Source organism: Flavobacterium sp. UBA6135, from assembly GCF_002428305.1.
Classification (GTDB): Bacteria; Bacteroidota; Bacteroidia; order Flavobacteriales; family Flavobacteriaceae; genus Flavobacterium.
This window is the reverse complement of sequence record NZ_DIVJ01000019.1, coordinates 17,773-38,721: the sequence shown is the minus strand read 5'-3', so window position 1 is coordinate 38,721 and position 20,949 is coordinate 17,773. Positions and strand designations below refer to the sequence as shown.

Annotated in this window: 17 protein-coding genes; 1 reads left to right on the top strand and 16 read right to left on the bottom strand. The window is 33.7% G+C overall.

The window, feature by feature from the left end; genetic code table 11:
- Positions 1 to 3: 3 nt before the first annotated feature.
- Entirely contained in the window at positions 4 to 1,443 is a 1,440-nt protein-coding gene (locus B3L86_RS05685) for a TolC family protein (RefSeq protein WP_291116160.1), read from the bottom strand.
- A gap of 135 nt (positions 1,444 to 1,578) precedes the next feature.
- On the opposite strand from B3L86_RS05685, the gene B3L86_RS05680 reads away from it, so the two are divergent.
- Positions 1,579 to 2,988, top strand: a complete 1,410-nt coding sequence (locus B3L86_RS05680) for a DUF4403 family protein (RefSeq protein WP_291116158.1) — start codon at positions 1,579 to 1,581, stop codon at positions 2,986 to 2,988.
- Positions 2,989 to 2,994: 6 nt separating this feature from the next.
- Here B3L86_RS05680 and B3L86_RS05675 read toward each other — a convergent pair whose 3' ends face one another.
- The 15 genes from B3L86_RS05675 to sprA all read right to left on the bottom strand — a co-directional run bounded on the left by B3L86_RS05675 (position 2,995) and on the right by sprA (position 20,949).
- A complete protein-coding gene (locus B3L86_RS05675) occupies positions 2,995 to 3,228 on the bottom strand; it encodes a hypothetical protein (RefSeq protein WP_291116157.1) in 234 nt (77 codons plus the stop codon).
- Positions 3,218 to 3,763: a DUF420 domain-containing protein gene (locus tag B3L86_RS05670; RefSeq protein ID WP_291116155.1), complete on the bottom strand. Its 546-nt coding sequence runs from the start codon at positions 3,761 to 3,763 to the stop codon at positions 3,218 to 3,220. The genes B3L86_RS05675 and B3L86_RS05670 overlap by 11 nt, the downstream gene beginning before the upstream one ends.
- Before the next feature lies 1 nt (position 3,764).
- Entirely contained in the window at positions 3,765 to 4,496 is a 732-nt protein-coding gene (locus B3L86_RS05665; protein ID WP_291116153.1) for an SCO family protein, read from the bottom strand.
- A complete protein-coding gene (locus B3L86_RS05660) occupies positions 4,486 to 5,139 on the bottom strand; it encodes a hypothetical protein (protein WP_291116150.1) in 654 nt (217 codons plus the stop codon). The genes B3L86_RS05665 and B3L86_RS05660 overlap by 11 nt, the downstream gene beginning before the upstream one ends.
- Positions 5,140 to 5,216: 77 nt before the next feature.
- Entirely contained in the window at positions 5,217 to 5,657 is a 441-nt protein-coding gene (locus tag B3L86_RS05655; RefSeq protein ID WP_291116147.1) for a cytochrome C oxidase subunit IV family protein, read from the bottom strand.
- Positions 5,658 to 5,676: 19 nt separating this feature from the next.
- A complete protein-coding gene (locus B3L86_RS05650; protein WP_291116143.1) occupies positions 5,677 to 6,690 on the bottom strand; it encodes a cytochrome c oxidase subunit 3 in 1,014 nt (337 codons plus the stop codon).
- A gap of 47 nt (positions 6,691 to 6,737) precedes the next feature.
- A complete protein-coding gene (locus B3L86_RS05645; protein WP_291116140.1) occupies positions 6,738 to 7,316 on the bottom strand; it encodes a cytochrome c oxidase subunit 3 in 579 nt (192 codons plus the stop codon).
- A gap of 2 nt (positions 7,317 to 7,318) precedes the next feature.
- Positions 7,319 to 8,236, bottom strand: coding sequence for a heme o synthase (gene cyoE, locus B3L86_RS05640; RefSeq protein WP_291116175.1), 918 nt, complete (start codon positions 8,234 to 8,236; stop codon positions 7,319 to 7,321).
- Positions 8,237 to 8,347: 111 nt separating this feature from the next.
- Complete coding sequence (locus B3L86_RS05635) at positions 8,348 to 10,459, bottom strand: gliding motility protein RemB (RefSeq protein WP_291116137.1); 2,112 nt, start codon at positions 10,457 to 10,459, stop codon at positions 8,348 to 8,350.
- 15 nt (positions 10,460 to 10,474) lie between these two features.
- Complete coding sequence (deoC, locus tag B3L86_RS05630) at positions 10,475 to 11,218, bottom strand: deoxyribose-phosphate aldolase (protein WP_291116134.1); 744 nt, start codon at positions 11,216 to 11,218, stop codon at positions 10,475 to 10,477.
- Positions 11,219 to 11,273: 55 nt separating this feature from the next.
- A complete protein-coding gene (locus tag B3L86_RS05625) occupies positions 11,274 to 12,008 on the bottom strand; it encodes an energy transducer TonB (protein ID WP_291116131.1) in 735 nt (244 codons plus the stop codon).
- Positions 12,009 to 12,102: 94 nt separating this feature from the next.
- Positions 12,103 to 12,819: an energy transducer TonB gene (locus B3L86_RS05620; RefSeq protein WP_291116128.1), complete on the bottom strand. Its 717-nt coding sequence runs from the start codon at positions 12,817 to 12,819 to the stop codon at positions 12,103 to 12,105.
- A 52-nt stretch (positions 12,820 to 12,871) separates the two neighbouring features.
- Positions 12,872 to 13,252 carry a VanZ family protein gene (locus B3L86_RS05615; RefSeq protein ID WP_291116125.1) on the bottom strand — a complete coding sequence of 127 codons (381 nt, stop codon included), beginning with the start codon at positions 13,250 to 13,252 and terminating at the stop codon, positions 12,872 to 12,874.
- Positions 13,242 to 13,622, bottom strand: a complete 381-nt coding sequence (gene gcvH / locus B3L86_RS05610; protein WP_291116121.1) for a glycine cleavage system protein GcvH — start codon at positions 13,620 to 13,622, stop codon at positions 13,242 to 13,244. The genes B3L86_RS05615 and gcvH overlap by 11 nt, the downstream gene beginning before the upstream one ends.
- Before the next feature lie 70 nt (positions 13,623 to 13,692).
- Positions 13,693 to 20,949: a cell surface protein SprA gene (gene sprA / locus B3L86_RS05605; RefSeq protein WP_291116119.1), complete on the bottom strand. Its 7,257-nt coding sequence runs from the start codon at positions 20,947 to 20,949 to the stop codon at positions 13,693 to 13,695.

The window sequence follows — 20,949 nt, the reverse complement described above, 5'->3', positions numbered from 1 at the left end:
AATTTATTTATTTTGAATAATTGGAATTCCGAAGTAAAACTCTAAAATTTTGGTTCTGAAAATATAATCATATTTGGTTCGCAACACTTCTGACTGAGCGTTTGCCAACAACGTTTGTGATTGATTAAAATCGAAAGCATTCATTAATCCCACATCAAAACGTTCTTTTGCATATAGAAACGATTCTTCTCTGGCTTCTAAAGTGGTCAACGCTGCTTCATGAGCATTTAAAGCTCCTTTAGCATCAGTAAAAGCGGTAAAGACATTTCGTTCTAAAGTTAACTCTTCTTGCTCATAAAAAATTTTACTTCGCTCTAAAGCCACTTTTGAACGTTGCACATTAGTTCTCACAGAGAATCCATTTAAAATTGGAATGGTTAATTGAAATCCAAAATTTTGTCCTTTGTTGTTTTCAAATTGATCTAATATGGGAAGAGCTCTACCTAAAACCGGATTAAAATTAGGTTGCACCACATTTTGTGAAGTGTCTTCAACAAATCCAATAACACTAGTTGGATTGGTAGGGTTTAATGCAATTCCTGTAACTCGCTCTAAACTGGTTGCCCTGGTACTAAAGCTATAAAAACCTTGCAATCTTGGTTGATAAGCTCCTCTTGACATGGCCAAATCACGCTGTGCAATTTCCAGATTTGTTTTTGCTATTTTTAATTCGGTTCTGTTTTCTTTAGCTTTTTCATAAATTGATTCAGGCGTTTGTAGCAACAATGGACTTTGCACCACATCATATTCCTGATCAATAATGTCGAAAGTTTTAAAATCTTCTAATTGTAAAAGTTGAGCCAAACTTAATTTAGATAGTAATAAAGCATTTTCAGCCAAAATAACACGTTGTTCATCTGAAGCAACGGTTGCTTTCATATCTAACAAGTCACCCCTTGGAATAACACCTGCATCAAGCAATTGTTCGGAACGGTTCAATTGTTTTTGATTATTGGCTAACTGTTCTTTTTGAACTTTAAGGTTCTCTTTGTTGAATAAAATTTGCAAAAACGAGTTGGCTACATTCAATGCGATATCTTCCTGCATTTTGGTCAACTGATACTGAGATGCTATTCTTGAAAGATTGGCTCTTCGCAATCTATTTTGATTCGCTAGACCATTATAAATATCTACTCCCACATTAAATCCGGCAGAGGTAAATTGTGTGGTTTGATTTTCTAACAAACCTGTTGTGATATTTTGATTTAATCCAATGTTCCAACTATGTGAAGAAGAGGCATTGGCCGAAGGTAGAAAGTTTCCAATTGCTCCTTTCTTTTCTATTTCAGCCAAATCGGTATCTAAAACAGAACTTTTTATAGAAATATTGTTCTCTAGAGCATAGTTAACACATTCTTGAAGCGTCCATTTTTTATTTTCCTGAGCTGAAATAATCGAAAAAGAAATCAGAAATAAAGCTAAAACTATATTTTTTATATTCATGTAAATTCTTTTCTAGTAATCTATTTAAAAATTATCTTGTCAACGTTGATTTGACGCATAAAAATTATTTGTGTTACAGATATATGGAAAATATTTCAAATAAAATTTACATTTACACAAAATTACTTATGTCAAATGAAACTACTTTTAATTATAGCTCTCTTTTTTTTAGTTCTTTTTGGGTTTATTAGTTGCTCCACTTTACAAAAAATTGAAACGTTAAAACCCGAACCCGATGAAGCCAAATCTGTAGCTGTTGAAAGTGAAACATCCTTTATAAATGTTCCGGTTACCATAAAAATTAAAGATATCGAATCTCAAATGAATAAGTATTTAACAGGCCTTATTTATAATGACAGTATTTTGTCTGATGACAATTTAGAAATGAAAATTTGGAAACAAGCTCCCATTAAAATTTCATCAGTAGTTGATGGAAAAACCACCAAAATTAAAACGGTATTACCACTAAAAGTTCAAGCAAAATACCGTTATGGCTTTGACAAAATGGGAATTCGACTCTATGACTATAAAGAATTCAATCTTAACGGAATTGTTACTGTTCTGAGTGATGTAGGATTAACAAATTGGCAATTAAAAACCAACACAACGCTTCAATCCTTAGAATGGAGCGAGAGTCCAAGTATTGTAATTGCAGGAAAAAATATTCCGATTACGTATATTATTAATCCAACTATTAGAATTTTCAAATCCAAAATTGAAAAAACAATAGACACTTCCATCAAAGAATCGCTAAACTTCAAACCACAAGTGCTTGACGCCTTAGACCAACTTGCTACTCCTTTTGAAATGAGCGAAACCTACGAAAGTTGGCTGCGATTAGTGCCAATTGAAGTCTACAGCAAAGAAGCAACAATTGATGCACAAGCAATTCAGATTGAAATGGGATTAAAATGTTTGATGGAAACCTTTGTTGGCAATAAACCCGAAAAAAAGTTTGAAAAAAACAAAGTGGTTCTAAAACCTGTCTCTTCAATGCCGGACAAAATTACGGCCAACATTATTGCCGTTTCAACTTATGCCGACGCTTCAAAAATTATGACTAAAAATTTTAACGGTCAAACCTTTGGTGATGGGAGTCGAAAAGTAAAAGTCACTAAGGTAAACTTATGGCATAAAAAAGGCAAAATGATTATTGCTTTAGACATGAGCGGCTCTATAAACGGAACCATTTATTTATCCGGATTTCCGCAATATAATGAAGCAACCAAAGAAATTTATTTTGATCAACTTGATTATGTTTTGGACACAAAAGGCGTTTTGACACGAACAGCAAATTGGTTGGCTCAAGGATATGTTTTAAGAAAAATTCAAGAAAGCTGTCGCTATTCCATCAAACCCAATTTGGAAGAAGGCAAACAAAATGTTTTGAATTATTTGAACAACTATTCCCCCATGAAAGGTGTCTTTTTAAATGGAAATTTGGATGATTTTGAATTTAAAAAAATACAATTAACAAACGAGGCGATTATTGCCTATTTGAAAACAAGAGGTCAATTGAATATTACAATTGATGGGATGGAATAAAGAAATTTAAATTTCTTTATTGGTTTTGTATTTCATTTTATACACCACATAAAACACAATAGCTACCATCACATAAGGAAAAATCATCAGGTAAACTATTCCGTCATTGACTGCTTCAGCTTTAACTCCACCTTCTTCACTTTCCAAAACTGCTCTACACATAGCACATTGAGCGGCTGTTGAAGCGGAGTATAAGAATAGTGAAATTCCGAGTAAGTATTTTACAAATTTATGAAACATAATACGGAGCAATCATCAAATATACCACAACACCTGTAATGGCAACATAAAGCCAAATAGGGAAAGTAATTTTTGCTATTTTTTTATGTTTATCAAATCGCTCTGCTAAAGCTTTCACATAAGTAATCAAAACCAATGGAATTACAGCTATAGACAAAAGTATGTGCGATAGTAAAATAAAAAAATACACATATCTAATAGCTCCTTCTCCACCATAAGGTGTGCTGTCAGATGTCATATGATAAGCAACATACATCACTAAAAATAAAACAGAAAGCATAATGGCGGATTTCATAAAGCGTTCGTGTGTTTTTCTGTTACCTTTCTTAATTGCCATTACTCCAAGTATTAGAAACAAGGCGGTAAAACCGTTTATTGTAGCATAAATTGGAGGCAAAAATGATAAGGGCTCTACATTGATTCCGTAATCTTTCAATTTTACTGTAAAAAGCAGTGCGACCACTACTGGGATAAGTATAGAAACTATAATTATCAATTTATTGAACTTGTTTTCTACTGAATAGTTTTGATCCATATTATTTTTCTTCTAATAAAACTTTGATATCTTGTTTTAGTGCTTCAATTCCAGGTTTAAATGGTCCTGAAAAATCTTCTTCAAATCCTTCAGCATCCAAATAATTTAATCCTGAATAATAAATTATCGGATTACCGAAATTATCTTTTCGGGAACGCATTTTCCCATTTTTATCAATTAATGCAAAAAATCCTGAATGTTCAAATCCACCATCGATTGTTTTATTTTCGGCGGCATATAAATTGAATCCTTTATTTGCAATGGAATAAATATAATCTTTCTCTCCGGTTAAAAAATGCCACTTTGGAGAAGTAACCCCTAAGTGTTCTGCATGTGATTTTAAAACCTCTTTGGTGTCATAATCCGGATTAATAGTTACAGAGACAATGCTAAAGTTAGGGTGACCCTTAAAATGATTTTGAAGTAAAACCATATTTTGATTCATAACCGGACAAATGGTTGGACAGGTGGAAAAGAAAAATTCAACTACATAAACATCGCCTAATAGTTTTTCATTAGTTATAATTTCTCCATTTTGATTGGTTAGCGAGAATTTTGGAACGCTTGCAATAGTCTGAAGCAAATCTTTGGAAGTTTCGGCTTGACCGGAAACATTCAAGCGATCGTTTTCTTTTATGGTATTGTTAGAAATCCGATCAATAATTCGAGGAATGAATATAATCCCAAAAATTAAAATGATAAACGATATTCCGATGTAAGATTTATTTTTCACGGTTTGCTGAATTTTTTTTCAATGCCAAACGATACTCGGCTAAAATAACTTTGATATCATCTGCCATTTCATTGTGTAAATCTGCGGCTGAAATAGTGTTGTAACCTTCTTTATATTCTTCTTCCCCTTTTTTGTTTTTACCTTTTCTGCCTCTCAGACTTAATTTTTTATCAATAATATAAACATTAGGTGTCCCTAAATTTTCGTCAAGTGTTTCTTGTAACTGCAATTGATAATGAAATTCTTTTAGAACCTCAGTTTGAATAGCAACATAATGCCACCGTGACAAATCAGAAACTTGACTTAATTCTTTTGTTAATTGATGAGCTTGTTCTTCCGTTCCTTCAGGAATTAGCATCACTAGTTGGAAGTCTTTAAAATCTTTTACTTTATCGTAAATTTTTTGACTCAAATTGAATGCATTGCCTTTGTTAAGCAACAATTGCGTCCCCGGAAAACCAACAACAGTAATCTTTTCTGAAAAAGAAATTGGATTGCCATCAATATCTTGAATATTATTAAGCTCTGCAATGTTTTCAGTAATAGTAGGAAGTTTTACAAAATTGTTGACGCCACTTGCAAAAAAAAGATAAGCAACAATTGGTAAAACAAACAGCACAAATAGAACAATATTTTTTTTCATAAGGCAGAGCCAATTTGGTTTTACAAAAATAAAAAAAGGTACGCATTGCGTACCCTTAATCACTGTAAAATATTATGTTAAAAATTCCACTTGATTGTAGAAGATTTATAAACTTCATAAATATAATCACCTTCAATTAAAAATATTAAAGCGATATACAATGCTAAAAATACAAATGTCCAAACAACAGCTCTTCTTAGGCTTGAACGCTCATCTCTCATGTGCATGAAATCCCAAGTAATGTAATAGGCTTTTACTATGGTTAACACTAAGAAAATTAAATTTAATGGTATCAGAAAAACCAAAGGAGAAAGTATAATATTCATCAATGTAGCTCCAAAACCTCCTTCAAAAGGAGTGATGAAAGGCTTCATTAAAAAACCAGGTTTGATAATTCCTAAGACTACTTCTACTATAGTTACTATAGAAAGAAAGATAAATACACCCCAAATTTTATGTTCGTTTGATTTAAATTTGAGTTTGCCTCTAAATATTGCAAGATTATGATCGTGTGCCATTATTATAAATCGTTACTGATTAAACAAGATAGAAGAAAGTAAATACAAATACCCAAACTAAGTCAACAAAGTGCCAATACAATCCCACTTTTTCAACCATTTCATAACTTCTTCTTTTTTCGTAAGTTCCTAAAATTACATTTAGGAAAATAATAAAATTAATTACTACTCCTGAAAAAACGTGGAATCCGTGGAATCCTGTAATGAAGAAGAAAAAGTTGGCAAATTGTTTATTTCCGTATTCATTTCTAACTAAGCTAGCACCTTCAACTACGTGAGCTGCTTGGCTTAAACGCTCTAAAGAAGCTTCTCTGGTTAAAATTGTTTTGTGTTTTTCTTTATTCAAACTAGGATGTAAATCATCACCGGTATGACTGGTATGATATAAAGTTTCTGTTCTGATTAACAAATCAGGATTTGCTTTAAAACCTTCTACTACTTCAGCTATTGAATAAGAGGGTAATGAACCTTCGCTTGCAAACCAAATTCCTTTACTACTTTCATGATGAGCTCTATCTCCGGGAATCGAAGCTGCAAACTTATCAAGTGCAATTCGTTTTCCGTCTTTATCAACAAACTGGATGATACTTCCGCCTCTAGTTTCTATAGCTCCATATTCCCCTTTGATAAAGTTTTTCCATTCCCAAGCTTGAGAACCAACGAAAATCAAACCTCCAATAATAGTTAAAAACATGTAAAAAGCAACTTTTCCTTTTTTCATATGATGTCCTGCATCAACCGCAAGCACCATGGTTACCGAAGAAAAAATTAAAATAAAAGTCATCAATGCCACATAATACATTGGAGCATCTACTCCATGCATAAACGGAAAGTGATTGAAAACTTCGTCGGCAATTGGCCAACTCTCAATGAATTTAAATCTTGAAAATCCATAAGCTGCAAGAAAACCGGTAAAAGTTAAAGCATCTGATAATATGAAAAACCACATCATCATTTTTCCATAACTAGAACCCATTGGCTCGTTGCCGCCTCCCCAGATTTTTTCTTCAGTTGTAGTAACTGTCGCTCCCATAAATATAGTCTATTTTAAAAAGTGTCCAAATTTACATTTTTTTTCTATTAATAGAAATAGAAAAATAAAAACAATAAAATCCACAAAATTCCTAAAAAATGCCAAAACATCTCACCTAGTTCAATTCCAAGGGGTTGAGAAGCATTGTACTTTTGTTTAAAATGATTATAAATTATAACCAATAATGCAATCAAGCCTCCAAACAAGTGAGCCATATGCAAAATGGTTACAATATACAAAAATGAGGTTGTAATTGTACTCTCACTTCCGGTGAAAAAATAACCATCTGCTATAATTTGCCCGAAACCAACAAATTGTAACACTACAAAAGTAACACTTAAAAACAATGTTGCCAATAACCACAAGGAAGTTATTTTGTGTGCATTAACTTTTATAGCCTTTTTTGCCAAATAAAAAGTCACGCTACTTAAAATAATTACCAAGGTGCTGATAAAAAAAGCAGTTGGCATTTTGAAATCCTTCAACCAATCAGCTCTCGATGAACTTACTACATAAGCACTGGTTAATCCGGCAAACATCATAACCATACTTATCATTGCAAACCACAACAACAATTTATACGATTGTGATTTCCGTAAATTGTGTTCTTGAATTGACATTTCCATAATTATCTTAAAAATTTATCTGCTACAAATACAATTTGCAACAAGGTGATATAAAATACACTTACTATCATTAAACTCTTTGCCGCTTTTGCATCTCGCTTTTTATAGAGCTTAAAAGCATAAACCAACATCCAAATACCTAATGCAAATACCAAAACTGCTGCTATCGGCGACAGATACAATCGGCTTCCCACAATTCCTATGTGAGGAAAAATAGCAGGTAACAAAGAGGCTACAAGCAACCAAACCGTATATAAAATTATTTGAAGTGCTGTTGCGGCATCTCTTTTTCCGGTGGGCAACATAAAAAATCCGGCTTTTTTATAATCCTCAAACAAAAACCATCCAATAGCCCAAAAATGTGGAAACTGCCAAAAAAATTGAATTAAAAAAAGTGTTCCGGCTTCTAAACTAAAATCATTTGTTGCTGCAACCCAACCTAACATAAACGGTATGGCTCCGGGAATGGCTCCAACAAAAACAGAGAGTGGCGTTAGGGTTTTTAGTGGCGTATAAACACTTGTATACAAAAAAATCGAAATAGCCCCAAACATAGCGGTTTTAGGATTGATGCTATATAAAACCACCAAACCGATTAATGTCAAAATGATAGCTATTACCAATGTTGCTGAAACCGAAATTCTACCAGCTGGCAATGGCCTGTTCTTAGTTCGGTCCATCAGAGCATCCAAATCTCGCTCAATAATTTGATTGTAAGCATTGGAAGCTCCAACCATGCAATAACCACCAATAGCTAATAGGGCTATAATTTTCAAACTATCCAAAGAAAAATCAACAACCCCCAACAAATAGCCCGCAAGAGATGAAAAAACAACACTAATGGATAATCCCGCTTTAGTGATTTCTTTAAAATCTGTAAAAAGAGCTTTTGTAGAAATGGAATTTTGAGTTACGTTCAATGCGGTTTTCATTAATTTTTTAAAAACTTCGGCAAAGATACAAATTAGAAATTTGAAATCGAATTGAACAATTTAGAAAAAAGATTAAATTTTGAAATTCTGATTTAAAATTTAATAATCAAAATACCAATTAAACAAATCGGCTCTAATTCCAACAGAAAACCAAGTAGTAGTATCCTTAGAAGCAGTTAGTGTATTTTGAGACGGATTGAAATTGCGATAAATTAAATTTCCGAAAAGTTTTAAATTGGATGTTGGATTCACTAAATATCCGGCTTGTAAATCTGCAATAAAAATAGTTGTTGCATTTCCTTGACCAATTGCAACTCCGGTATCAAAAGGTCGGTCTTCGTTATAATTTTTATAAATATTGCCGCCATAGTTAAAACCATCTTCCTCCGTGTCAAAATCAAATCCTCTTTTACCAACAGTCAATTTTGCATCACCAAACCATCTTCCTTTAAAGTATCGGGCAATAGCAATAAATTCCCTAAAATTTCCACCCCATTGATGGCCTAAACTTTGGTTGTTGTGAGCATAATTAGTTAGTGGGTTGCTATGTGCATAAACATAAGGTCGCACTTGATTGTACTCAACTTGAAGCAATAAGTTTTCTATTTTGAAGGCATTAAAGTATTTGGCTCCAATTTGATAGCCAAATTTATTTCGCCAACTTTTATTGTTTTCTTGCACATCACCAAGAGCGAATTCATCCAATATAAATTGTCCGTAAAGATTAATTTGATTGTTCCATTTGTATTTTGAAGTCAACCCAATGACAGCATTACCACTTTTTGAAGAAGAAGAAAATTCTACAGCTCTATAAAAAATAATAGGATTTACAAAATTCACATCAAATCCACGGTCATTGGTGTTAGCCCAAACAACAGATTCAAACAATCCAATATTTAAACGTTTGGAAACATTCCAACTCAAATAATGGTTGGCCATATATTTTGTAGCATAAGTTCCTTCATTCGTAACATCCTCTCGAACGTCTTTTAACCACATATAAGTGTTGGTATATTTGATTTTCCAAAACGAGGTGTTTATTTTAAAATAGGGATACGGACTGGTTCCATCACCCATCAACAAGGAACGATAACCATCACCAATAAAATTTCGGTTATACCCGAGCTGTAAATTGATAAACTGGCTTGGCGTGTAAGTCAAATTGGCTTCCGCTAAAGGAAAATCATATGAATCTGTTTTGAACTCTTTTGCAATTCCAACTCCGGGAATGATGGCCGGATTCCCACCGGAAGGACGAATACTCTCAGCATATTGATTAAAATATGGAGCAAATCTTCCTTGACTTTCATATATTGTTGATGTGAAATTAAGTTGACTTCCTAAACCACCTTGAATTTGAACGCCTCTTGTGTTTTGATACGTATAACTCGCAGCACTCGGATCACTTTTCCCAATTCGCAAATCAACAATCGGGTTTAGCGTAAACCAATACTCTTCACCTTGAATGGCAACCATGTGTTCATTCCAAAGTTTTTTTCCCCACCAACCGGATTTGTCTTTCAGAATTTTTTGATTGGCTGCTTCAAAATCATAATATTTTGCCACTTCAGCATAAGTCAATGGTTTGGAAGCCGTATGATTATTTGTTCCCACTTGATTCATCTGACTATCAAACTGTGAATAGAACTGATGTGAAAATGGAATGTTTAAATTGCTTTTAAATTGAGGATTAGAAAAAGCAGCATATTTGATATCATCAAATTCTGTTAACTCTTTTTGTTCCCTAATTACTTTTTCAGGTTTTGTTTTTACCAAAGTTGGTGATGGCAAAATTTCATCTCGAGAACCGTCCAAAGGGATAAAGATTTTAATGGTATACCTAGAATACGTTGGTTTTCCGGCATAAGTTGGTGGTCCAATTGCCGGCAATTCTTCAATAACTCTTTTACTTTCTGCAACCAACTCAGCATCTGTTGCATCAACGTATTGTACTTTAAATTTTCCCTCTTGATTGACTTCAAACAAAACTGTAATTGTTCCTTTGTAATTAGATTTTATACTACTTTCGGGCACAACAAACGATCTGTAAACCACGCTTTGCAACTGAGCATTGAAACATTGCTCCAGTTCTTTATTAGATTTTCCGGCACAATCCGGAAAAACAGGATGTTGTTCTAACGTTTCACTGGTACTTTGTGCAAACAAAGCAAAAGAAAACAGTAAAAAAAGGGTTTTTAAAAATGTGCTCATTTGAAGTTGAAGGCATTAATAAGAATTAGTCGCATTATAACCGGCTGCAATGGCTTTGGCGGAAGAAGTACCGATTCGTTTTACTCCAAGTTTTATCATTTCTATCGCTTCATTATAATTTTTAACACCGCCGGCCGCTTTTATCGGTAAAGGCGAAGCATTTTCTAACATCAAAATGATGGAAGGCACAGTAGCTCCATTTGGCAATCCGTCTGTGGTTTTATAAAAACCGGTAGATGATTTCACAAAAACACTTGAATAGCAATCTTCTTTAAAATTAGAAATAACTATATTTTTGATTAAGGCAGCTAATTGTATAATTTGTTGATCGGTTAGAGCAGCAACTTCAATAATCCATTTAACTGTTTTATTGTGTTTTAACCCTAAGCTTGTTCCTTGTAATATTTCATTTTTTAATAAAGCAACCTTTCCATCAATAAAAGCTTGATAATTACAAACAAAGTCCAAATCGTCTGCACCATCATCAATTGCTTTTTGGGCTTCAACTAATTTGTCTTCAATTGATGCAATCCCTTCAGGAAAACCAATCACGGTTCCAACAAGCACTTTAGATTGAGCTTCCACAATCATTTTTTTTGCCATAGCAACCATGTTTGGTCTAATCATAATTAATTTGAATCCTTCATGTATTGCTTCTTGAACATAGCTTTGTACAACTATTTTATTTTCATCTGCAGACAAACCTGCATGAGTCGCTGTTTTTAAATAGGTTGAATCGAGATAAGGTTTTATATTCATGGTATAAAAATAAAAAAAAACCACGCATTGCATGGTAGTTTCTGAATAATATTTATTAATTGGGTATTTTAAAAGAAATAGGAATGGTATATCTCACATTTACTGTTTCATTTCCTTGCTTTCCCGGTGCCATTTTTGGAAGTTTAGACACCACTCGCAAAGCCTCTTTCTCAAGATCTTTATTACTGGTATTTATAGTTTTAACATTGGTTATAGCCCCGTTTTTATCTATGACAAATTGAACCGCAATGCTACCTTCAATACCTCTATCTAAAGCTTTAGCTGGATAATTCAAATTACTTAAAAGAAATTTTTTTAATTGCTCGTTAAAACACTTATCTCGTTCAATTCCTTTTAACTTAGCACAAATCATGAAAGTAGGTGATTCTTCTACCACTCCTCTTTCAAAAACATCAGGCTTTGTTGGTATTGGCAATGGAACACTTTCAACAGGTTCTGCAGGTTTATCAGTTGTAGGTTCAGCTGCTGGCATTGTTGTCTCTATAGGCTCTTTTTCATCAGGTTTGGTTTGTTCAACAGGCTTTACTTTGTTTACAAATTTTGGCTTACTTTTTTCTACAATTGGCTCTATTACCTTCAGTTTTTCAACGATAAACTTTTGATTGTACACCTCTGTAATATCAACTTCTTTATTTCTAATCACGTTATTTTCATTAATGGTTTGAAATTCAATCTCAATAAACAGATAAGCTACTATCAAACTTAATGTTAATCCTACTTGAAAATAGAGTGAACTATTTTCAATTCTTTTTTGGTCATTTGCATTCATGGTTTGTGGTTTTAAGGTTATAGTAACTTGAAACCAAAATACATGCCAAAAAAAAGCTACGCAATTGCGTAGCTTTTTATATGTCGAAATAAAATTAATCTAATTTAAAAGTAATAGGAATACTAAAAGGAACACGTACTGCTTTACCTCTTTGTTTACCCGGCGTCAACTTAGGAATTTTGTTGATAATTCTTGCTGCTTCTTTTTCAAGGACAGGATAAGGGCCTCTTAAATTAGCAATGGTAATAGAACCATCTTTTTCAATAACAAAGTTTACGAATACTCTTCCTTGTTGCCCTGCATCCATTGCTGCTTCAGGGTATTGGAAATTCTTTTTAATGTGCTGATTAATCTTTTCATTAAAACAATCTCTTCTTTTATCTTTTGGTACATTTTCACAACCAGGGAAAATTGGAACATCTTCGATAATTGCAAAAGGAACGTCTACTTCAGGTTCTTCTTCAATCACTTTTACAGTTTCTACTTTAACAACTTCTTCACGTTGGTTGGTTTCTGTAGATTCTATGATTGTTTCTTTAATGTCTTTTTTGTCTTCAACAATCTTAATAATTTCAGGTGCAGGCGGTGGCGGTGGCGGTGGCGGTGGCGGAACATTTAATTGTTGCGTCATTGGTACTTCTTCGTCTAAAAAACTATCATCCACTTTTTTTGTCAATCCAGACAAATCTTTTTCATACGTTTTTAATTCAATAGCAACATAGGATAAAACTACCATAGCCATTAAACCTAAACTGAAATAGAGGAAACTATTTCTTCGGGGATCAACATTAGGATTCTTTTTTGGTTCCATTATTTATAATTTTTGAGATGCTAATATATGTATTTATCGAAAACAATCGAAATTATTTTAAAAATTTAACCCTAGGGAGCAAAAAACAAATAACTAGTACAGCTAATAAGCTTCCTAAAGTATTGGCAAAAACATCCAATATTTCAGGTTGTCTTTTGGCAGTTACAACCCCTTGTAACACCTCAATTATTATGCCATAAATAACTGAAAATGAAAAACTAAACAAAAGCTTAAACCTTAAACTTAATCTTTGTTTAGGCAAGGCTAAAAACAAAAAAAAAGTAAGCAAAAAGTAAAAAACAAAGTGCCCAAATTTATCTGAATTTTTCACCTCAAAACTAGGTAATTTATCTGTTTCTACTAAACTTAATAAAGTAATAGCAATAATCCAGAGTATAAAAACGACTTGAAATATCTTTTGTTTATAATCCAATTAATTCTTTATAGGAATCACTATCTAATAAATCTGCCACTTCAGAAGGATTCGAAATTCGCATTTGAATCATCCATCCATCACCATAGGGATCATTGTTTACTTTCTCTGGATCTGCTTCCAAAAGTTCATTAAAAGCAATAATTTCTCCTGAAACAGGTAAAAATAAATCTGACACTGTTTTAACGGCTTCAACCGTACCGAAAACTTCATCTCTATCTAATGTTTGGTCTAGCGTTTCTACTTCAACATAAACAATGTCTCCAAGTTCTTTTTGAGCAAAATCAGTAATTCCAACAGTAGCTATATCACCATCAATTTTAATCCATTCATGGTCTTTGGTGTACTTTAAATCAGCTGGTATATTCATATCTTAATTTGTTTTAGCAAATGTAATTTTTAGTCGCTTAATTATAAAATCTTTTTTGAACTATTTCTACTTAATTTCCAAAATTATATCGAACAGTAAATCCGGTTCTAATATTAGTCATTGGAAATGAAGTAGATATTACCGCTTTAGAAAACATATGATCATAATAAAAAATTACAGTCAATTCTTTACTAAAAGAATAATCGGCAGTTAATTTTGCTGACCAAAGATTTTGTCCGCCTGCTAATTGATTGTTATCATAATCTAAATAACGAACAATTGTTGTATTATCTCTAAAAGACAAATCGGTTCTAATGTTGATATCACTTTTAATTACACCTGTTGGATTATCGGCTAATGTGGATGAAAAAATAACATCTTTAATTCGATAACCTAAACCAACAATATATTCAACTCCTTTTTGTTCTGTCAATAAATTATTGTCAAAACTTAAAGAAAGAGCTCTGTCTTTTTTCATTTCGGCCAATATCTTAAAGGAATTCTTCATCTCCATATCTACTCGAATCAAAGGATTGAATTGTTCTACCAAATTGATATTTCCAATTAAAGTCTTGTTATAATAATTACCACTAACCGGATCTATTGTGTTAGGATTTAAATCATATTCAAAATTAGATCGGAAAGAGTTTATAGTATAAGAAGCTCTATAGCCGTGTTGCAAAGAAAATCTTCTGAATTTATCTTTAAAAAATTGATAACGCATCAAACCACTATATTTAACCGTCCAATTAGGAATTGGTACATTTCTGAATGGACTTAAGGAAACATCAGAAGCATCTTTGCCTGTGTAAGCGGATAAAAATGCAGGTATCAAAACAGCTTGATTATTTTTTCCATAGCCAATTGGGTAGCCTTCCGAATCTAAATTGGATGGATCAGAGATATCAATTCCTCTTTGAACCGCTAATCTGTTGGCTATTTGCAACCTGTTTTGTCTAAACTCATCAAAAGGTGCAGAACCATTTTCATCACTACGGCTAAATGAAGTTTTAATCATTGAGGTAGTTATAGAAAAGTTACCGAAAGTATATGGAGATCTTGAATTGTAAACTCCATCTATCACATCATATTGCTCTGAGAAATTTTCCATATAATTTCTGTCTGCAACCAAATCAATAGTAAAATCTGGAAATAAATCAACTTTGGCTGTCAAATTAAGCTGCTTGGTAACTACTTGCGTAAAACTTTGATTGAAATCAGGATAGTTGGTTAACCAACCGTTTTTTGCAGCTTCATATCGCACCTCATCCTGTGCTCCCATAACGAATGCCATAGAAGGACGAGAAGACCCAAAGAAACCAATTGTTGGCAAATAACCCGGAAGCATTGCCCCTGTGTTATGTGTATAATTTGCCTGAATATTTTTTACACTGGTTGCAAATCCTATTAAACCATCTAAAAATACATTACTTTCTTGTGGAACCGGCTGTCTGGTACTTACAATTTTTTCACCAGGTTTAGGAGGAGCAGGTCTAGGGGTTTGAGCCGGTTTTTTTGGTCCTTTTGTCAATCCAACATACTTATAAAACATGTCCATATTCAGTGTCGCATTTATTCTGTGTGATCCTGAATTTTGAATGGTGTTTCCTAGATTATAGGAGTTGCCATCTTCGGCTACATAAGTAGCCAAGGCCAACGAAGCTCGCTGCCAATTGTAAGTACCCGTATAGGAATAATTAGATTTTAAGAAACTTAAAAACGGTATTTTATTTAATGGCAATTCATAATTTAAAACTAATTGTTGGTTGTGTTGGTTTGGTGTTCCAATACTCCAATAATCATCCCAAATGGTATTGGTATTGTCCGGAACATTTTCTTCATCCATATAATTTCTAACAATATTACTGGTTGAAGCAGTATAGTTTAATTTTAATGATTTTGTTAGATTAAAATTAAATCCATATTGGTAATTAAACAAATAATTTCTTCTGTATAAAGCATCCAATGGAATTCCGGTTACCTCTACTTGTCTGAATTGTTGCCTGTTGTATTGTCTTAAAATATTTGAACTAAAATTAATAGACGATGGTAAATAATTAAAATTAAAATCACTCAATAGTTTCCAGTATTGTGATTTTTTCATAGTAGCATTGTTTTTCAATGGCTCTATTGGTTTATTTTGAAAGGCATAAGCATAGTCAACACCGGTTCTTGTTTGCTTATCAATATAATCTTCAATTTCAAAATCATGACGTTCAACTTGATTGAAAGAATGCGAAAGCGTTATATTTTCAACATCGTAAACTCTTGGTTTTTGTTCTGGTGAACGATCTTTTCTAACACCAATAAAATTAATGCTTTTTCTTTTGGTATAATCAATTGCTCTATTTCTTATATTTTCTCTCTCAGCCGCATCAGCGGTAACATTTAATAATTGATCCAATCGAATATCTTGATTGAAAGGGTCATATTCCGGTGTAATAATTTGTTCGCCAATTGCATAATTGAAAGGGAAATTCAAACCCCATTTATTAGGCAAAAATTTTCCAAAGTTAACATTGGTTACAATATCATATTGCTTCATGTCTTCACGACTTCTCTCATTTGCTCCTTGTTCTAAAGAACCAAATCCAATGGTGCTCATTCTTCCTACTGCAGAAACCGATACGATATCGGCCATATTAGAATCCATGTTCAAAATGGCTGCCATACCTCCTTGGTTATTCATGTCTGACACACGAAGTTCATTAAACCAAACCTCCCCTCGAATATCTCGTTCCATGGAATGCACTTCTTGATTGGTTGTACCATTTTTTAGACCAATCATAATCGTTCTCACCAAACCAAAATTTGGATTTCCTTTTATCCCCAAACGAAGTTTTGCAGTTTCTTTATTTGCCATTGAAGGATCTAACTCTGTTTCATCAACAAAACTAATTCCAAAAGCGTCAGGAGCAGGAGCTGTTCCGTTAATGTTTAAAACTTTCAGTTTAGTCAACAAGGCCATGGTTAATTCCATTTCATTTTCTTTGGGCCAAATATCTTGAGGTGAAGCACTAAAATGAGGTGTTACTTTTAAAGGTACTTCAACTTGATAGAAATTTTCAGTAAAGTCATTTCCAAAACGAATAAAAGCAATCATTTCATCGTCTTTCAAACCATTGGCATCATTACCTTCTGTTGGCAGGGCTTCAGCATGTAAAAACATTCTCAGTTTATTAAACTGTCTGAAATCCATTTCAATGTTTTTAAAAACCGCTCTTGCATCACCCGGCTCTAATCCTCCTAATCCCGGTTCTGATGGTGTTTTTTTAGAAATACGCAGCGAAAGAGATTGTTCATTTTGATTTACAACTGTATTTTGATTGTAAAGTTGCTCACGTTGAACCCCGGGAGGCAACACATAATTTATCGGTTGCCTGTTACTGTTTTCTAAAATATTTACAGAAAGTACATCTAAAGCAGTATCATCTTCATCGTTTACTTGAGTTGTTTCATTTGGATCTAATGATCGTTCAAAACGTCGCCATTCTCCTCGTACTAATTCTAAAACACCAAAACGCATGGTAACTTCCTCTGTAAATTCAGTTAAAAACATACGCATAAAACGAATGGATCTAAAATCGGAAATGTTGCCAATAATATTTTCAGGTTGGGTCACCGGAATTTTGAATTGAATCCAACGAGCATCTGTTGTTTGGTTACCAGGACCAGGTATAACTGGCGTAGTTTCAACAATATCTGTAATGTAATTTTCTCCCACTTGCATTCCCGGTCTTACATCAATGCTATATTCATAATAGGCATTAATCGTATTCATGGTATTGTCACGATTGATGTCTTCGGTATCAGGAAGTGTGGTATTTCCTCTATTATTATCGGTAACCGTTACCGGAGAATTTCCTTGAACCCCGTTATAATTTTTATATCGCTCTATAATGTTGCCTTGCGAATTTAAGTAGAATTGATAATTATCTCCTGCCGGATCGGGAAGGCCTGCAAAAGCAGGAAATTGTAAAGCTTCTTCATCATCTGTTAGACCATCCAATCCTACATCTTGCGAAGCTCTATTGGCACCATCAGCATCAAAAGCATAAATCAACGATTGTGATGCAGGAACCTTACCCCAAATGGTTGGAATAGTGGGTTGGGATGAACCCGCATTTGGCAATCCGTTTTCATACATCTTTCTACCGTCTTTTAAAACGTCTTCAGAGATTTCTCCTAAGTTAAAATATATTTTTCCTTGATTTGATATATCAACTGCTCCTGCTCCAACATAAGGATCTAAAATCCAAAACTGAATGTATTCAACGTTTCCTTGTTCAAAGTTGGTTGAATTTATGGCACGCATAATTCCCCCAAAATTGGTCTCCGGATTTGGTAAGGTATTGCTTCCGTTTGCAGCAGTATTGAAATTATAGGGTCCTCTTTCCCTAGGGTAATACGTTAAATCTAACGTGTTGATTACAGTAGTTTGACCTTGAACAATATCAGTTACAGGAAACAATTCATTGATAAATACACGTCTTGTTTTATTAGTTGCTAAATCAGCATCAGAAATTGCAGAAGGGCGTTGTGAGGTATAAAATATTGGATCAATACTATACCAAGATAATTTGGCTCGCTTGAAACCATATTCCAAAGGAATTTCTGAGTTTTCTAAAAAATTGTAGGTGCTGGCTGCATTTCTTGCAGGCACACTCGCTAAACTCCAAGCAAAAGGAGAACGCATATCAATTGTGGTTTGCGAACCTTCAAAATCATCAACATAGAGTGTCGCTTCTCCATTAAAATTATCTGCTTTTGGCGAATCCGGTTTTAAGAAAGCAATTTCTCCACGAAGTGATAACATAGAAGGCACATCAGTATCAACAAAAGGAAGCTTATTTGCTAATCGAGTCAAAAAGGGTAATTCCGATGAATAATTGGCATTTACACCATAAATAGTATTGTTAACCGACTCCTGTCCAAACGTTGATTTTTGTGTAAAAGGTCTCTCGGTCATACGAAGAAACGTACCCCCAACTTGGAAGTTTTCGGAAATTTGATGCTCAACATTAACCCCAAAAAATCGACGGGTTTGTTGACCAAAAACGGCATTATTTTCTACGGAAACTTCAATAGGTGTATTTGATAACGATGGGTCTAAAATTCGTACTCTTCCCAATTGGTAATTGACGGTATAATCTACTCCTTCAATTAAAACCCTTCCTCCAGCAGTAACCACTACTGAACCTTGTGGAATATTAAATCCTCCAATTGCAATACCATCACCTCCGGTAGATTTATAACGTCCTTTTAATTGGAATTTATTCTTATCACTGTCTTGTAAAGCGGCCGCTTGTGTACTCCTATACATGCTTTGAAACACATATTTATTTTGATTTGTATTATAGGTGCTTGGAACATCATAATCTTGTGCTCCGTCAATCAATTTATTAAATAAGGTTCTTCCGAATGGCTCAACAGTTGTAAATATAATTCTACCATTTTGAGTATCTACTGTTAAACCGGGAATAAAGTCAAAGAAACCATCTCCTCCTACTTGTGGATCATTGTTGTAATTCAATCGATCAACATTAAACACTTTCAAAAGTGGTGTTTCTGCTACTTCATTTCCTAAAGTTGGATTTGGTGGAAAATTGCTTCCCGGAACCGGAGTAATATAATTTAAAGGTGAAGGGTCGGTATATAAAATGTTAAACCTAAAATCATCCTGACTCAATTGAAAAGCTCCTTGAATTTGATAGATATTTTTCATCATCAAATTCCAAATCGGTTGATTCACGTTAGTTAAATTACTTTTCAATAATTTTAACACCAAACTTTGTGTTGAAGGCACACCATCAGGATCAACAACGGTAGACTCAACTCCGTCATTACCAAACTCCCCAACTTGATACACTTCGTCACCTATCGTATATTGATAGGCAACAGCTAACACTTCGTCATTGGTGAGTCGTTGTTGTAACGAAATATAACCCAATTGCGGATGATAAGTAAATTCATTTGACGTTAATTTTCTGGCATTCTCCAACTTGGAATAATCCCTTCCTTCACTAACGGTTGTTGGCGGTAAATTAAAACCAAAATCTGTAGTTACAATTTCACGAATCTCAGGACGCAACAAACCTTGTGGATCACCAATTAATCTTGGGTCAAAAAAGTTATTGGAGTTTTTAGACGGCGTATTTGCTTGTATCAATGGATTAAAAACAACTGCAGGATCCAATCCAACAACTTGATTGTCAGGAATACCTAAAAGTCTGGCTTCACCTAAATCCTGTAAAGCCACAATATTTCTTAAATTATTTCCTTCCTGGCCTGGTGTAACGCGGTTTTGACGATTAGTTATCCAAACTTCAATTCGGGTAATTTGAACTCTACTATCAATGAACGGATAATTTCGTAACGACGCATCATAACGACTTCTGAAATATTGCGAAAGAAAAAAGTGTCTGTCAGCATCATAATCTAAAGCGAAAAGCTCAAAATCCTGAAGCGTTCCTCCTCCTTGTGCTGTTACGGAACGTGTTTGCGATTTTTGTTCAGAAAAAATACCGGTAATAGTTGTTTTCCCAAATTGGAATTGGGCTTTTGCTCCAAACAAACTTTGTGCACCTCTAATCAAAGTATTATTAAGTGGCATACTTACATTACCAACTTCCAGCTTTTGAAGAATAGCATCCTCATCAGGAGTATATTCTAATTTTATTAAATTTTGAAAAGCAAAGGTAGATTGCGTATCATAGTTAGCATTTACGTTTAATCGTGTTCCTACTTTACCCGTCAAACTCATACTGATTCTTTGATCAAAATCAAAGGTAGTATTGGTTCGGTTTCTTGGTGAAAATGATGGATTATCTTGTTTGGTATAGCGAACGCCTAAATCCATTTCAACGGAACCTCGCGGTTGCACATCAATGGTGTTACTACCAAAAATGGTTTCAAAAAAACCGGAGTTAACATAATATCTTGGTAGTAAATCTTTTTTTGCCGCTTCGCTACCGGCTTTTTTCCCTTCAATAGCATCTAATTTTTGCTTGAAATAATTACGCATCGCTTCTTTTTGAACCAAATCATGATATTCTTTTGGGGTCAAAATTAAAGGATAGGTAATGTTATATTCACCAATAGAATTGTTGTAAATATAGCGATCAGTGATAGGGTCATAAGTATAAGCAGCCAGGATACTGTTTGGATTGTTTAACAAAATTTTTCCAACAGAAAAACCTGTTGAATCCTGTGGGGTTTGCGTGTCTTCATCAACCTGAGAAAAACCAATAAAACCAGAACAAAAAACCAACAAAAGCAGTATGATTCTTTTTACAAAATGTATTCGATTATGAGTAACCTTTTTCAA